This window comes from Ruthenibacterium intestinale, from assembly GCF_040096265.1.
In the GTDB taxonomy this organism is placed as follows: domain Bacteria; phylum Bacillota; class Clostridia; order Oscillospirales; family Ruminococcaceae; genus Ruthenibacterium; species Ruthenibacterium komagatae.
The window spans coordinates 1-14,628 of record NZ_JBBMFA010000018.1; the positions used below are offsets into that span (position 1 = coordinate 1).

Below are 14,628 nucleotides of genomic sequence, written 5' to 3' on the forward strand. Positions count from 1 at the left end.
AATTCGCAATCCTTTTGGCGCAGGCTTCGGCCTGCCGCCATTTTTGTACAGAAAAAGCCGCTCATCCAGCTGGATGAGCGGCTTTTTAAATTATTGCGCAAGGTTTTCTTTCAGAAGATCCCGGATCTCGGTCAAAAGCACTTCCTCTTTGGAAGGAGCCGGCGCGGGCGCCGCTGCCTTTTCTTTTTCTGCCCGGCGGGTCAGGCGGTTGATGCCCTGCACCAGCAGGAACATGCAGCCGGAAACCATCAAAAACGATAAGATCGCGTTGATAAATTTGCCGATCATCACCACGCCGCCAATGGTCAGGGATTCAAACACCGCGCTGTCCGGCGAAAGAAGTGTGAGCAAAGGGGTGATCACATCTCCCACAAGACTGTTCACAATGGCCGTGAAAGACGAGCCGACCACAACACCGATGGCCATGTCCACCACATTTCCTTTCAAAGCAAACGCCCGAAACTCTCTCACCCAACGTTTCATCATTTCATCTTCCTTTCCAGATTCTTGTGCATTATGATACCGTATTTTTTCAGCAGAGAAAAGATGAAAAATGAAAAAATAGAGTGAAATTGCTGCAGCATTCCAATCCATTTGTTGTTTTGAAGGGGCTGTGCCCGCCGGATGACGCCCCCCTTGAATCTGAATGGAAAGCGTATATAATAAGGAAGAAAGAATGCAAAAGGAGCTGCGGTATGAAGTTCGACGGAAAAGTCAAAGATTTTATGATGGATTTGCCGTATGATGTGGCGGGAAGCATTTTGTATGCGCTGGGCGTGTATACCTTCGCAAAATCTTCCAACTTTGCGCCCGGCGGCATCTCCGGCCTGGCACTGATCTTCAACTATCTCTGGAACCTTCCCATCGGCACCATGTCTCTGGTGCTGAACATCCCCGTTGTCATTGTCAGTTACCGGGTACTGGGCAAATGGTTTTTGTTTAAGAGCCTGAAGACCATGGCCATCAGCACGCTGTTTCTGGACGTGGTGTTTCCTCTGTTCCCCATGTACACAGGCAACCCCTTCCTGGCGGCGGTGTTCTCCGGCGTGACCATGGGCGCGGGCCTTGCACTGATTTATATGCGCGGGTCGTCCACCGGCGGCACGGATTTTTTGATCGTGGCTGCGAAAAAATTGTTTCCCCATTTTTCCATGGGGCAGATCACCATGTTGGCGGACGGAGCCATCATTGTGCTGGGCTGGCCTGTTTACGGCAATATGGACGCGGTTTTGTACGGCGTGGTCTCGGCCTTTGCCGCGTCTGTGGTGGTGGATAAGATCATGTACGGCGCGGGCGCCGGAAAGCTGGCCATCATCATCACCACCGAGGCCAAGCGCATTTCCCAGCACATCGACGAAACGGTGGGCCGCGGTTCGACGCTGATCGAGGCCACCGGGGCCTATTCCGACGCGCCCCGGGAACTGATTTTGTGCGCCTGTTCCAAATCCGAAATTTATAAGGTGCAGAATGCCGCACATGAGATTGACCCGGATGCTTTTGTGATGATCACCGAGGCCAATGAAGTGTTCGGAGAAGGGTTCAAAAAACCCGGTCAGACGGTCTGAAGGCGCTGCACAAAAGTGCATATCACGGTTTAAAAAAGCGTTCCGATTTGTACCAATTGTAATTTTTGGTTTTAAGATACAATTTCAACTTTTCAACAGAGTTTTACACATTGTATAGGGAGTTTTCCACTGTTTTTGTTGAAAACTCGGTTGAAACTGTTTAAACATTTGGTTTTTCCGTGAAAGTTTTCAACAAGCCGCCCCGGAAAAATTCGGGCAATGGATAACAACCAGTTGAATTGCAGCCGGGAGTTTGCTACAATGGTCTACACACTGTGGTGCGGCGCATACCACTGCAGGGGGATACAACAAAATCAAATGTGTGCGCTGAAAGGGTTTTATCATGTTCATGAAATGGGTCTACCGGCTGGAGCGCAAGCACGGCAACTTCTGCATCCATAACCTGATGATGGTCATTGTGATGGGCCAGCTGCTGGTGTATCTGGCGGATCAGCTGACGCCGGCCATCGCCCTGTCCAACCGCCTGATGCTGTACTGGCCTGCGGTCATGCACGGAGAGATCTGGCGTGTGCTGACGTTTGTGTTTGTGCCGGGCAGCATGGGTGTCTTTATGCTGGCGATCACACTGTACTGCAATTACCTCATCGGCCATGGGCTGGAGAGCACCTGGGGCGATTTCCGTTTCAACGTGTACTATCTGTGCGGCATGGTAGGCGCGGTCATTTCCGCGGCACTCTTCGGCATCGGCACAGGCACCTATTTGAACCTTTCCCTGTTCTTTGCCTTTGCCATGCTGTATCCGGATATGCAGTTCCTGTTCTTCTTCCTGATTCCGGTCAAGGCAAAATATCTGGGCATGATCTCGGGCGGCATTTGCCTGCTGCAGTTTGTGTTCGGGCCCTGGTATGTAAAAGGCAGCATTTTCTTCTCCCTGATCAATTTCCTGCTGTTCTTCGGCAGCGACTTTTTCAATATGGCCCGTCAGGAGATCCGCTACGCGAAAAACCGGCGCAACTGGCGCAACAATTGGCGTTGATGAAATACTTTTTTTAAAAAAAGTACTGCATGGCGCCCGGGTTGTGGTATAATAAATAAAAGAGAGGCGTTCCCTGCCGCTCGAACCTTAAAGGAGGTTGTACATATGAAACTGATCACGGCAATTGTCAATAAAGAGGACTCCAACGCGGTTTGCAAGGCGCTGACCGGGGGCGGCTTTTCCGTGACCCGTCTGGCGACCACCGGCGGTTTTCTGATGGCGGGCAACATGACGCTTCTCATCGGCACGGAGGATGAAAAGGTGGATCACTGCCTGGAGCTGATCGCTTCCTGCGCAAAACAGCGCAAAGAAGTCGTTCCCAGCACTGCCAGCTATGGCATCGGCGTGACCACGGCGTATCCTTTGGAAGTAACCGTGGGCGGCGCAACGGTGTTCGTCACCAATGTCGAACGTTTTGAAAAGCTGTAATGGCTGCATTGGATGCCCTTTGGGGCAATGATATGCTCAAACAAAGCCTCTCGGCCGCACTGGCGGCCGGGCGGCTTTCTCATAGTGTGCTACTCTGCGGCGAGGCGGGCACGGGCGCGGGTTTCGCGGCGCGCTGCCTGGCCGCAGATTATCTTTATCCCCAGGGCGGGCCGGGCGCCGCACAGGTGCTGGCCGGCGAAAGCGCCGAAGTTCTGACGCTGGAAGGCGAAGGCGCTTCCGGCGAGATCAAGATCGACGCGGTGCGCGCAGTGCGCAGAGAGGTGTACAACACCGCTCTGTCCGCGCAGGGCCGTGTGGTGCTGATCCGCGGCGCGCACAAATTGAACGCCGCCAGCGCCAACGCGCTTTTAAAGGTGATCGAGGAGCCGCCCGAAGGGGTGCTGTTTCTTTTGACGGCCCCCGGAGAGGCGATGGTGCTGCCCACCATCCGCAGCCGGTGCTGCGCCTACAGCCTGGCGCCGGTCAGCGTGGAAGAATGCACCCGCTACCTGGAGGAACATTTTTCGGATAAGCGAAGCTGCGCGCGGCTTGCCAGCGTGTTCGGCGGCAAAATCGGCAGCGCGCGGCGCTGTCTGGAAGATGCGCAGCAGCAGTCCTGCCTGAACGATGCCATGGCTCTGGCCAAGTGCGCCCACCGGCGCGATACCTATGGCGCCATGGCGCTTTTGTCCGGCTATGAAAAAGACCGCTTCGGCGCGCTGCGCCTGCTGGAACTTTTCAGCAATGTGTGCAGCGCCGCGCTGCGCGGCACGCCGGACATCCCTGTGGACGCGCAGCGTGCGGCCGTGTGCCTTCCCTGCGCTTTTTCCACGATGCGCGCCGTCTCGGCCAATGTCAACGCAAAACTGGCGCTGACCAATCTGGCCATCCGGCTGTGCGCCTGAACTTCTCTTGAAGCGCTGCCTAAATCATGCGCCGTAGGCAGCGGCACTGACACCCCCGCCCACGGCAGCGGAAGGAACGTTTATGACAAAAGTAATCAGCGTCCGCTTTAAACAGGCGGGCAAACAGTATTATTTTGCACCCGGCGAACTGGAGATCGTCAAGGGCGACCACGTGATCGTGGAGACTGCCCGGGGCACCGAGTGCGGCGAAGTGGTGCAGGGCGTGCACGAAGTGCCCGATGCCAGCATCGTCAAGCCGCTGAAGACGGTGACCCGTATGGCCGACGCCGTGGACGTGCGCCGGATGGAGAAAAACCGGGCCGATGAAAAGCACGCCTTTGAAGTTTGCACCGAGCGCATTCAAAAGCACGGGCTGGACATGAAGCTGGTGGACGTGGAGTATACGCTGGATCGTTCGAAGATCCTGTTTTATTTCACGGCGGACGGCCGCATCGACTTCCGCGAGCTGGTCAAGGATCTGGCGGGCGTGTTCCGCACCCGCATCGAACTGCGGCAGATCGGCGTCCGGGACGAGAGCAAGATGCTGGGCGGCCTTGGCATCTGCGGCCAGCCCTTTTGCTGCAGCCGGTTTTTGAAAGATTTTCAGCCGGTCTCCATCAAAATGGCCAAAGAACAGGGCCTTTCCCTGAACCCCACAAAAATTTCCGGCAGCTGCGGCCGCCTGATGTGCTGCCTGGCTTACGAGCAGCCCGCCTATGAGTATCTGAACCGCGTCACCCCGGGTGTGGGCAGCGTGGTCAAGACCCCCGAGGGCGAGGGCACAGTGGTGGAAGTCAACGTCATCGCCGGTTCGCTGCGCGTGCGGCTGGAGGGTTCCACCACGGTGTTCAAGACCTTCCATAAGTCGGAATGTCAGTATCTGCGGGGCGGAAAGCGCGTGCCGCAGCCCGAAGAGCCCGAACCCGAAGTGTAAAGCTGCTGAAATTTGGTGCTCTGTGCGGGAATCAGACCTTGAAAAATCTGCGTTTTATGATACAATAATAGCACGTAGGAAACTACAGGTCCTTCGGGACAAAAGCCGCATGTGCCGTCCGCGCTTTGGCAGGTGTGGCCGTACTTGAACATGCGCGGAGGAAAGGATGGAAGAAGTATGGCTTATCAGATCAGTGACGAATGCGTATCCTGCGGCACTTGCGCGGGTGTTTGCCCCGTGAGCGCGATTTCTGAGGGTGACGGCAAATACGTGATCGACGCGGACGCCTGCATCAGTTGCGGTACCTGCGCTGGCGAGTGCCCGGTCGGTGCGATTTCCGAGGGCTGAGATCCCATATGAATCAGGACGAGGCGGGCGGATGCCCGCCTTGTTTTTTGTCGGAAAGGAGCGGAAGGAGTGCACACGGAACGTCTTGTGAACGGCACGGCCGTGTTTGTGGACGGCGCGTACCGGTTTGGGCAGGACGCCATGCTGCTGAGCGCCTTCTGCAAGGTGCGGCGGGCAGAGCGCGTCTGCGATCTGGGTACGGGCTGCGGCATCATTCCCCTGCGCTGGCATGACCGGGGCCACCGGGGCCCCTGCTATGCGGTGGAGCTGCAGGCCGGCGCATTGGCGCTGCTGCAGCAGGCGCTGGCGGAAGGCCGGATCGAGCACATTGTTCCGGTTTTGGGCGACTTGCGTTCCTGGCGGCCCCGGGAGGCGGGCCTGTTTGACGTGGTGTGCTGCAATCCCCCCTATTTCACCGGTGGCCGGCAGAGCCCGGACCCGGCCCGGGCGGATATGCGCCACGAGCGCACCTGCACGCTGGCGGATGTGTGCCATACCGCATCCGCATTGCTGCGGGACGGCGGCCGGCTGTGCGTGTGCCAGCGGCCCGAGCGCCTGGCCGATGCCATTGCCGCCATGCGCGCCGTGCGCATCGAGCCCAAACGCCTTCAGTTTGTGGCGGCCCGGCCGGACCGGGAGCCGGTGCTCTTTCTGCTGGAAGGGCACAAAAACCGCGCGCCTGGCATGCGTGTGGCGCCGGTTTTCATCACACAGCGGGAAGACCGCAGCCCCAGCGACGAAATTCTGGCTGTATACGGCCAGACAAGGGAGGAAAAACCATGAGCGGCACCCTTTACATTGTGGCAACCCCCATCGGGAACCTGGGCGATTTGACGCCCCGGGCGGCCCGGACCTTTGAGGAAGTGGATTTTATCGCGGCGGAGGATACCCGCGTCACGCTGAAACTGCTCAATCATCTGGGAATCAAAAAGCCGTTGGTCAGCTATTATGAACACAACCTGAAGGAGCGGGGCGAGTATATCCTGAACCGCATCGCGGCCGGTGAAAACTGCGCGCTTTGTTCCGACGCGGGCATGCCTGCGGTGTCCGACCCGGGCGAGGTCATCGTGCGGGACGCCCATGCCAGAGGCATTCCCGTGTGCCCGGTGCCTGCGGCCAGCGCGGCCGTCACGGCGCTGTGTGTGTCCGGTCAGGTGACGGGGCGTTTTGTGTTTGAGGGCTTTCTGCCCACCAACCGGCGCCAGAAAAAGGACCGGCTGGCTCAGCTGCAAAACGAGCCGCGCACCATGATCTTTTACGAGGCTCCCCACAAGCTGCCCACGACCCTGCGGGATTTTCTGGATACCTTCGGGCCGGACCGGAGCATGACCGTGTGCCGGGAACTGACCAAGCTTCATGAGGAGATCCGTGTGACCACGGTGGGTGAAGCCGAAGCCTGGTACCGGGAAAATCCGCCCCGGGGCGAGTTTGTTCTGGTGCTGGCCGGCGCGCCGGAACGCCCGGCGGAAGAGATGAGCCTGGAGGATGCGGTGGCCATGGCCCGCCAGTATATGGAGGAAGGAATGAGCGCCACAGCCGCCGCCAAAGCGGCCGCTGCCAAGAGCCCCTTTTCCAAAAGCGAGATTTATAAACACTGTATTCAGTGAGGAGTATGTTCATGAAACTGTTGGTGTTATCCGATTCTCATGGCGAGGCCGGTCGGCTGAGCGCGGCGCTGGACGCCCATCCCGACGCGCTGGACGTGGTGTTTCTGGGCGATGGCGCCCGGGACGTGGAGACCATCGAAGGTGCTTACCCCGAACGGCGGTTCTATTGTGTGCGGGGCAACTGTGACTTTGCCAGCTTTCTGCCCGCCGAGGGCCTGGTGCCCTTTGGAGGCATGAATTTTTATTATACCCATGGTCACCTGCACGGTGTGAAAACCGGGCTGGAACTGCTGGCGGACCAGGCCCGGCAGATGGGCGCGCAGGTGGCGCTGTACGGACATACGCACCGGGCGCGCATGGAGCGCTGGAATTCCCTGGTCCTGTTTAACCCGGGCTCCATCTCCAGCGACCGCGGATCCGGCAGTTACGGGATCCTGACGGTGCAAGACGGAAAACTGGATGCGGCTTTCGGTGTGGTGGACTGACAGCTTTTCTGCGGCGGTTCGACAATTTTGAGAAAAATCGGTGAAAAACCGCAGGACTATTTACAGATTGTTCATAACCCCTTCAAATAACTGACGCAATTCCTGCTTATAATAAGAATCACAGAAACACGGAAGCCGCAATCCGGGTTTCTGTACATGATTCCTCCTCACACCAAGAGAGATACCCCTTCGATCGCCCCTGTGCTGCAAGGCACAGGGGCGATTCCCTTTTTTCGGCCTTTTTCGTGCGGAATGTACAGAGCGTGTCGAATTTGTCTGAACACTACAAATGTTTTCTTCAAGAAAAAAGCAAAATGTACAATGCAACGAGAAATGTGTAAGAAATGTGATGGAAAATATACAGTTCGGTAAAGGTTTGGCCCAAGGGGTTGAACGAAGCTGTGAACATGGCTATAATGACTTTCAGTCGCTGTGAGCGGTTGAAAAACCTGCGTACATTCGTTCGAAAATAGAGATGCGGACGAAATTCCGGCGGCGTACATTTAGGAGGGTATATACTTATGAAAAAATTGATGGTTCTGGCTGCTGCTCTGGTTATGGCTCTGAGCCTGGCTGCTTGCAGCAGCAACAGCACTTCTACTGCTGCTTCTTCCGTTGCGAACTCCACCAGCGAGGCTTCTTCTGTGGAAGCTTCCTCCGTTGAGGCTTCCTCTGTCGAGGCTTCTTCTGTGGAGAGCGAGGACGCTTCTGAGGCTTCCTCTGTGGAGGCTGACTCCACTTCCGAGGCTTCTTCCGTGGAGAGTGAGTCTGTCGCTGAGTAATTTTTCAGCATCATGCAAAAGCGGCCTGCCGATCTGGCAGGCCGCTTTTTTACGTAAAACTGTACGCATACAAACTACAATTTTACAAAAATGACAGAATTTGAACTTCCTTTAACAACATTTTCTCTGCGTGGGCGACAAATATCCATGTTCAGAAATTGACAAAAGGAGTGAAAATTGATAGAATGAAGATTCAAAGGCGGAAAAGGATGGTGTTTAAAGGCGTTTTTGAACACCGTCTTTCTTTTGTTGAGTTCTTTTTGCGGGGAAACGGAGTTTTTGCTGTGTCCGCAATTTGAGAACAGCCAAATTCTCCGCAAAAACGAGGAAGTAAGGAAAGAGGAGTTGAATGCGATGCTGAAATACATCGTAAAACGAGTGGCCTTCGCGCTGTTGACCTTGTTCCTGGTCGCGACCATGACGTTCTTTCTGATGAACATGGTCCCCGGCGGTCCCTTCTCCGCTGAAAAGGCGGTCAGCCAGGCAGCGATGGACGCTCTGAATGAGAAATACGGGTTGGATCAGCCCGTTTCCGTTCAGTACAAGAATTATATGCTGAAAGCGATCCAGGGCGATTTGGGCGTGAGCCTGCGTCAGCGCGGACGCACCGTGTCCAGCATTATCGCCACGAAGTTCCCTGTCTCCGCCCGCATCGGCGGCATGGCGATTGTGGTGGCGCTGGCCATCGGCATCCCTCTGGGCTGCCTTGCTGCGCTGAACCGCGGCAAAGCGCTGGACAATATCATCATTGTGATCGCCACCTGCGGCATTGCCGTGCCAAGCTTCGTCATATGTACCATACTGATGTATATATTCGGGTATAATTTAGGGTGGCTGCCGGTGGTGGGCCTGACCAGCTGGAAGCACTATATCATGCCCGTGGTGGCGCTGGCCTTCTACCCCACCGCATACATTGCCCGTCTGATGCGTTCGTCCATGCTGGACGTGCTGGGACAGGACTATATGCGCACCGCCCGCGCCAAGGGCCTTTCTCAGAGCAAGAGCCTGTTCAAACATGCGCTGCGCAACGCGGTGCTTCCGGTCGTCACTTATGTAGGCCCCATGGTGGCTTACACCATGACCGGTTCCTTCGTGGTGGAAAAAATCTTCACCATCCCCGGCCTGGGCGGCGAGTTCGTGGGCTCCATTTTGAACCGTGACTACACGATCATCATGGGCACCACCATCTTCCTGGCGGCGCTGGTCATCTTCATGAACGTGGTGGTAGACCTGGTGTACAAGCTGGTCGACCCCCGCATTCAGCTGAAATAAGGAAAGGAGAAAATTCCATGGAAAAGAACCCTTTGAGCATGCAGCTCAAACTGAAGCCCGAGGATTTTCTCCCGGCCTCCAATGAGGAAAAAGAAAGTCTCGTTGTCATGCGCGAGAGCGTCAGCTTTTGGAAAGACGGTCTGCGCCGACTGGTAAAAAACAAAGTGGCCATGGTCAGCCTGTTTATCATTCTTCTGGTCATGGTGTTTTCCTTCATCGTCCCCAGCTTTTATCCCTACACCTACGACCAGCAGATCCGGGGCTCTGAGAGCCTGGCGCCCATGCAGTACTCCGAGCAGGAGCAGGCGCTGATCGATGCCGGCGAGAGTGTGTTCCCCCACTTTTTGGGCACGGACAAGCTGGGCCGTGACTATGCCATCCGCGTGATGATGGGAAGCCGCATTTCCCTGCTGGTCGGCCTGGTGGCCTCGGCCATCGTGCTGGTCATCGGCTCCATCTACGGCTCGGTGTCTGCCTTCTTCGGCGGCTGGGTGGACATGGTGATGATGCGCATCACCGATATTATCTACACGGTGCCGGATATTTTGATCATCATTTTGCTGGCGGTGGCCTTTGAAGAGCCCATGAAGCAGCTGGCTACCCTGCCCGGCTTTGAATGGATCCAGAAACTGGGCGTCAACCTGATCAGTATCTTTGTGGTGTTTGCGCTGCTGTACTGGGTGGGCATGGCCCGCATCGTCCGCAGCCAGGTGTTGATGCTGAAAGAGAGCGAGTACGTGACCGCCGCCCGTGCGCTGGGCGCTTCCAACGGCCGCATCATCAAAAAGCACCTGCTGACCAACTGCATCGGCACGCTGATCGTCACCACAACGCTTCAAATTCCTTCCGCGATCTTTACCGAGAGCTTCCTGTCCTTCCTGGGCATCGGCGTGGCGGTTCCCATGCCGTCCCTGGGTTCCCTTGCGTCGGACGCCATCAATGGCTTCCGCACCTATCCGCATCTGCTGCTGGCGCCCGCGCTGCTGATCAGCCTGATCATTCTCAGCTTCAACCTGTTCGGCGACGGCCTGCGCGACGCATTCGACCCGAAACTGAAGAACTAAGGAGAGGAAGAGCTTTATGAGCGAATATCTGGTAAACATTCAAAACGAGCGCCTCTCCTTCTTCACTCCCGCGGGCGAAGTGAAGGCGCTGAACGACGTCTCTCTTCATCTGAAAGAGGGCGAAGTTCTGGGCATCGTGGGCGAGTCCGGTTCCGGCAAGTCCGTCACGGCGTACAGCCTGATGGGCCTGACCGCTTACCCCGGCCGTCTGATCGGCGGCACGCTGGACTTCAACGGCCACCGCATCAACGATATGACCGAGAAACAGATGCGCAAGATCCGCGGCAACGAGGTGTCCATCATTTTCCAGGACCCCATGACCAGCCTGAACCCGGTGTACACCATCGGAAATCAGATCTGCGAAGTGATTTTGCTGCACACCAATAAAAACCGTGCGCAGGCCAAAGAGCGCGCGAAAGAGCTGCTGACGCTGGTGGGCATCAATGAGCCGGAGAAACGGCTGAAACAGTATCCCCACGAGCTTTCCGGCGGCATGCGCCAGCGCGTGATGATCGCCATTGCGCTTGCCTGCGAACCCAAGCTGCTGATTGCGGACGAGCCCACCACGGCGCTGGACGTGACCATTCAGGCGCAGATCCTGGAGCTGATGATGGATCTGAAAGAGAAGCTGGGCATGGCCATCATCATGATCACCCACGATCTGGGCGTGGTGGCCTCCATGTGCGACCGCATTGCCGTCATGTATGCCGGCAAGGTGGTCGAGTACGGCAGCACCGACGATATTTTCTACAATCCCAAGCATGAATACACCCGCGGCCTTCTGCGCAGCATTCCCAAGCTGAACGAGAAGGAGCACAAAAAGCTGGTGCCCATCGAGGGAACGCCCGTGGATATGCTCAATCCGCCCAAGGGCTGCCCCTTCGCACCCCGCTGCGGCAGCTGCATGAAGATCTGCCTGCGGGAGATGCCCGCCTATACGGATATCTCCGACGTGCACTACAGCGCGTGCTGGCTGCTGCAGAAAGAAGAGTTTGAAAAAGGAGGGAACGCGTGATGGAACAGAACAAAAAGCTGGTGGAAGTGCAGAACCTGAAGCAGTACTTCCCTGTCGCGGGTTCCAAGTTCTTTGAGAAAAAGGTCGTCAAAGCGGTGGACGACGTTTCCTTCTATCTGAACAAGGGCGAGACCCTGGGCCTTGTGGGCGAATCCGGCTGCGGAAAGACCACCACGGGCCGCACACTGCTGCGTCTGTACGAGCCCACGTCCGGCCGCATCATCTACGACGGCGAGACCATTTTCGATTCCGGTGACGTGCCCCTCTACAACGAGGACGGCACCGTGCAGACGGATGAAAAGGGCAATGTGAAATACGGCCGCAAAACAGCGGTGAACATGCTGCCCTACCGCCGCAAAATGCAGATCGTTTTCCAGGATCCCTATGCCAGCCTGGACCCCCGTATGACCGTGGGCGATATTGTGGGCGAGGCCATTGACATTCATCATCTGGCTGCCAGCAAGCAGGATCGCCGTGATCGGATCATTGCGCTTTTGGAGCGCGTGGGCCTGAACTCGGAGCACGCCAACCGCTATCCGCACGAGTTCTCCGGCGGCCAGCGTCAGCGCGTGGGCATTGCCCGTGCTCTGGCGGTGAATCCGGAATTCATCGTCTGCGACGAGCCCATCTCCGCGCTGGACGTGTCCATTCAGGCGCAGGTGGTCAACATGTTCGAGGAACTGCAGGAGAAAGAGGGCCTGACCTATCTGTTCATCGCCCATGACCTCTCCGTGGTGAAACACATCTCCGACCGGATCGGCGTCATGTATCTGGGCCGCATGGTGGAGCTGGCGGACAGCTACGAGCTGACCTTCCACAGCGTTCACCCCTATACCCGCAGCCTGATCTCCGCCATTCCCATCGCCGACCCTGTGACCAGCCGCCAGTCCAAGCGCATTGTGCTGGAGGGCGACGTTCCCAGCCCGGTGAATCCTCCGTCCGGCTGCCACTTCCGCACGCGCTGCCCCTTCGCGGACAAACTGTGCGAACAGGAACAGCCCAAGTGGACCGAGGTTGGCCCCGGCCATTACGCTGCCTGCCATCACCTGGACAAGGTAAAATAAAGAGGTTCTATTTTCTTGTTTGAGATTCTTCAATGTTCAGCCCCCTCTGATGAGGGGGCTTTTTTTAAGTGGTAAATTGATAAAATATATAAAATTTATTACAAAAAGTTAAAATTAATGAAATTAGTATACAAAAATGATATCATGAAATTGCAAAGAAAGATGTTTAAAGCTTTTTAAGGAGAGTTGTTTTGTTTGTTAAAAAGGAGGTGAACTGTTTTTTAATTCGCATCAATTCAGCTTCGGAATATTGTATAGAAGGAGGAGAACAAATGAAAAGAAAAGTATTTAAAACGATTGTCAGTTTAACAGCTTTATTCATTATGGCAGTGTCAGGTACTTATGCCCTGGCGGATGATGCAACTTCTCCGAGTACTATGCGGTTGTTACCATGTGCGAATTGTAATGGTGGATTGGTAAAAGTGACACGCGAGGAGACGGATTATCATTCTCAACCGTGCGATCATGGATGGATGGGTGAGGAAGATGTATTCTATGAAGTCTATTTAAGGGTCTTTATGCAGTGTAACAGGTGTGGATGGGGCTATATGGAGAGCGAGACTTTTCTCTATGACGGTTTCTATTGCTCGCATGATTTATAATTATTTCAGGAATGATTTTTTAATTGAGAAAGTATGGCGTCCCTTTTAAGGAGGATTTTTATGAAAAAGAGCAGAAAAGTGTTTTTCGTACTTCTTTCCGCCGTTCTTTTGACAGTTCCTGCTTTTGCTGATTCAAATGAAGTGATTTTGAGGCGTGGGGTAGCATGTATGAATTGTGATCGTGGTTCAATGATTCCGATTACTCGTATGGAAGATGAAATATTTGCAGGGCCTTGTCAACATAACCACCCAGGGTATCAGGATTTTCTTGTTACAACGCATAAACGTCAATATCAAGAGTGTAATAATTGTGGAGTTGTATATCTTGTAAGCGATACAATTACAGCCAGAAACTTTTATTGCGGTTGGGAGACAGGATTGGGATGATTCGTTTTTTTAGAATAGCCATAGTATTTTTGGTCGTATGTCTGCTTTCAGGTTGCGCAATGGATTACGGCGAAATGGTCGATTCTTCCAGTGATCTAAGTTCTTCAGAAGAGGGGTCACAACCGTCTGATTACAATACAATCAAGGAGAAATTTGAGGAGTATTCTGAGGCTGCAAGTAAAGAGATTGATGTTTTGACCTTAGCTCCTAATCAAAAGTATGGATTTAGGTATAAAGGAAAATATATTATTGTGTCGGGAGGCAATAACCCAATTACTGATTATAATAGTGTAATGGAATATTATCCTGACCTGATTGTGCCATCACAAATTAATTCCTACAAATTTTACTCTATAAATATTGTAAATAAAGAAATGCCAATATTCCAAGAAGTTGGCGTTTGGGACGGGAAAAATGAGTTAAATCAAATTTTTGAGGTGCCAATTCTTTCAGAGCAGATAATTTCTGTGGTGGCGATTTACCAAAATTCAGATCATACATTGCAGGTTAGTGGATTTGACCAAGCAAAAAGCAGCATGAAATTTGATAAGTCTTCATACGAAGATTTAGACAATGGCTATTTTTTGAACAAAAATTCATCCGGACAGTATCTTTGCTGGGAAAAAGGAGATTGGTTGTTTCAGGTTCTTTTAGAAGACCCACAAAACTGCCAGGAACTAATAAACGCAAATATATCTGACCTGTTTGAAATGTGAAAAATTAAATGAAAAAGAGATGTGTCACAACACATCTCTTTTTATAATAACAGCTTATCAGAATGCGAAGATTGTGTCATGAAAAAATGAAATATAGATGTTGGTATGATAAAATTGCAAAATGGTAACAAATCGGAAAACAATCTTGTATCCCGTGCGCGGACGAGTATAATAGAAAAAGTCTGCCTCACCTGCAAAAGAGGCAAATTTTTGATTTGATACAGGAGGAACTCCCATGAAGAAACTGGCTTGCATGCTGGCTGTTGTCATGGCGCTGAGCCTGGGCCTGACGGCCTGCGGCGGCTCCGAGACATCCGGCGCGACGGCCGACGGCACCGCTTCCGGCGAGGGCAAACAGCTGGTGGTTCAGGTTGGTCCCGATAAGGTACAATAAGTTTCGCAAATTGAAAAGAGGATAAAAGAAGACATGGTTTGCAGAACTCTGGTAGAATGAAG

Annotated in this window: 19 protein-coding genes; 18 read left to right on the forward strand and 1 reads right to left on the reverse strand. The window is 54.1% G+C overall.

Going from position 1 to position 14,628, the window contains the following annotated elements:
- Positions 1–90 precede the first annotated feature (90 nt).
- On the reverse strand, positions 91–486 hold the full coding sequence (gene mscL / locus WMO24_RS00345; RefSeq protein WP_349214044.1) for a large conductance mechanosensitive channel protein MscL: 396 nt from the start codon (positions 484–486) through the stop codon (positions 91–93).
- 209 nt (positions 487–695) lie between these two features.
- On the opposite strand from mscL, the gene WMO24_RS00350 reads away from it, so the two are divergent.
- The 18 genes from WMO24_RS00350 to WMO24_RS00435 all read left to right on the forward strand — a co-directional run bounded on the left by WMO24_RS00350 (position 696) and on the right by WMO24_RS00435 (position 14,566).
- The gene (locus tag WMO24_RS00350; RefSeq protein WP_349214045.1) at positions 696–1,565 is read left to right on the forward strand and encodes a YitT family protein; all 870 of its coding nucleotides are present in this window, start codon (positions 696–698) and stop codon (positions 1,563–1,565) included.
- Positions 1,566–1,908: 343 nt separating this feature from the next.
- Positions 1,909–2,562: a rhomboid family protein gene (locus tag WMO24_RS00355; protein ID WP_349214047.1), complete on the forward strand. Its 654-nt coding sequence runs from the start codon at positions 1,909–1,911 to the stop codon at positions 2,560–2,562.
- A 105-nt stretch (positions 2,563–2,667) separates the two neighbouring features.
- Positions 2,668–2,991, forward strand: a complete 324-nt coding sequence (locus WMO24_RS00360; protein ID WP_349214048.1) for a cyclic-di-AMP receptor — start codon at positions 2,668–2,670, stop codon at positions 2,989–2,991.
- A complete protein-coding gene (locus tag WMO24_RS00365) occupies positions 2,991–3,896 on the forward strand; it encodes a DNA polymerase III delta subunit-related protein (protein ID WP_349214050.1) in 906 nt (301 codons plus the stop codon). Before WMO24_RS00360 ends, WMO24_RS00365 begins: the two co-directional genes overlap by 1 nt.
- Positions 3,897–3,978: 82 nt before the next feature.
- A complete protein-coding gene (locus tag WMO24_RS00370; RefSeq protein WP_349214052.1) occupies positions 3,979–4,830 on the forward strand; it encodes a PSP1 domain-containing protein in 852 nt (283 codons plus the stop codon).
- A 177-nt stretch (positions 4,831–5,007) separates the two neighbouring features.
- On the forward strand, positions 5,008–5,178 hold the full coding sequence (gene fdxA / locus WMO24_RS00375) for a 4Fe-4S ferredoxin (RefSeq protein ID WP_349214054.1): 171 nt from the start codon (positions 5,008–5,010) through the stop codon (positions 5,176–5,178).
- 69 nt (positions 5,179–5,247) lie between these two features.
- On the forward strand, positions 5,248–5,961 hold the full coding sequence (locus WMO24_RS00380) for a tRNA1(Val) (adenine(37)-N6)-methyltransferase (protein WP_349214056.1): 714 nt from the start codon (positions 5,248–5,250) through the stop codon (positions 5,959–5,961).
- Positions 5,958–6,785 carry a 16S rRNA (cytidine(1402)-2'-O)-methyltransferase gene (gene rsmI / locus WMO24_RS00385; protein ID WP_349214057.1) on the forward strand — a complete coding sequence of 276 codons (828 nt, stop codon included), beginning with the start codon at positions 5,958–5,960 and terminating at the stop codon, positions 6,783–6,785. The genes WMO24_RS00380 and rsmI overlap by 4 nt, the downstream gene beginning before the upstream one ends.
- Before the next feature lie 11 nt (positions 6,786–6,796).
- The gene (locus WMO24_RS00390; RefSeq protein ID WP_349214059.1) at positions 6,797–7,270 is read left to right on the forward strand and encodes a metallophosphoesterase family protein; all 474 of its coding nucleotides are present in this window, start codon (positions 6,797–6,799) and stop codon (positions 7,268–7,270) included.
- Positions 7,271–7,791: 521 nt separating this feature from the next.
- The gene (locus tag WMO24_RS00395; protein WP_349214061.1) at positions 7,792–8,052 is read left to right on the forward strand and encodes a hypothetical protein; all 261 of its coding nucleotides are present in this window, start codon (positions 7,792–7,794) and stop codon (positions 8,050–8,052) included.
- Between the two features lie 354 nt (positions 8,053–8,406).
- Complete coding sequence (locus tag WMO24_RS00400) at positions 8,407–9,324, forward strand: ABC transporter permease (protein WP_349214063.1); 918 nt, start codon at positions 8,407–8,409, stop codon at positions 9,322–9,324.
- Positions 9,325–9,341: 17 nt separating this feature from the next.
- Entirely contained in the window at positions 9,342–10,388 is a 1,047-nt protein-coding gene (locus WMO24_RS00405; RefSeq protein ID WP_349214065.1) for an ABC transporter permease, read from the forward strand.
- A gap of 16 nt (positions 10,389–10,404) precedes the next feature.
- Complete coding sequence (locus WMO24_RS00410; protein WP_349214066.1) at positions 10,405–11,403, forward strand: ABC transporter ATP-binding protein; 999 nt, start codon at positions 10,405–10,407, stop codon at positions 11,401–11,403.
- Positions 11,403–12,467, forward strand: a complete 1,065-nt coding sequence (locus WMO24_RS00415) for an ABC transporter ATP-binding protein (protein WP_349214067.1) — start codon at positions 11,403–11,405, stop codon at positions 12,465–12,467. The genes WMO24_RS00410 and WMO24_RS00415 overlap by 1 nt, the downstream gene beginning before the upstream one ends.
- A gap of 272 nt (positions 12,468–12,739) precedes the next feature.
- Positions 12,740–13,069 (forward strand): hypothetical protein, encoded by a 330-nt coding sequence (locus WMO24_RS00420; RefSeq protein WP_349214069.1) that lies wholly within the window; start codon positions 12,740–12,742, stop codon positions 13,067–13,069.
- A 60-nt stretch (positions 13,070–13,129) separates the two neighbouring features.
- Positions 13,130–13,456, forward strand: a complete 327-nt coding sequence (locus tag WMO24_RS00425; protein WP_349214071.1) for a hypothetical protein — start codon at positions 13,130–13,132, stop codon at positions 13,454–13,456.
- Positions 13,453–14,172, forward strand: a complete 720-nt coding sequence (locus WMO24_RS00430) for a hypothetical protein (RefSeq protein ID WP_349214073.1) — start codon at positions 13,453–13,455, stop codon at positions 14,170–14,172. Before WMO24_RS00425 ends, WMO24_RS00430 begins: the two co-directional genes overlap by 4 nt.
- A gap of 235 nt (positions 14,173–14,407) precedes the next feature.
- Positions 14,408–14,566 carry a hypothetical protein gene (locus WMO24_RS00435; protein ID WP_349214075.1) on the forward strand — a complete coding sequence of 53 codons (159 nt, stop codon included), beginning with the start codon at positions 14,408–14,410 and terminating at the stop codon, positions 14,564–14,566.
- The last annotated feature ends 62 nt before the right edge of the window (positions 14,567–14,628 follow it).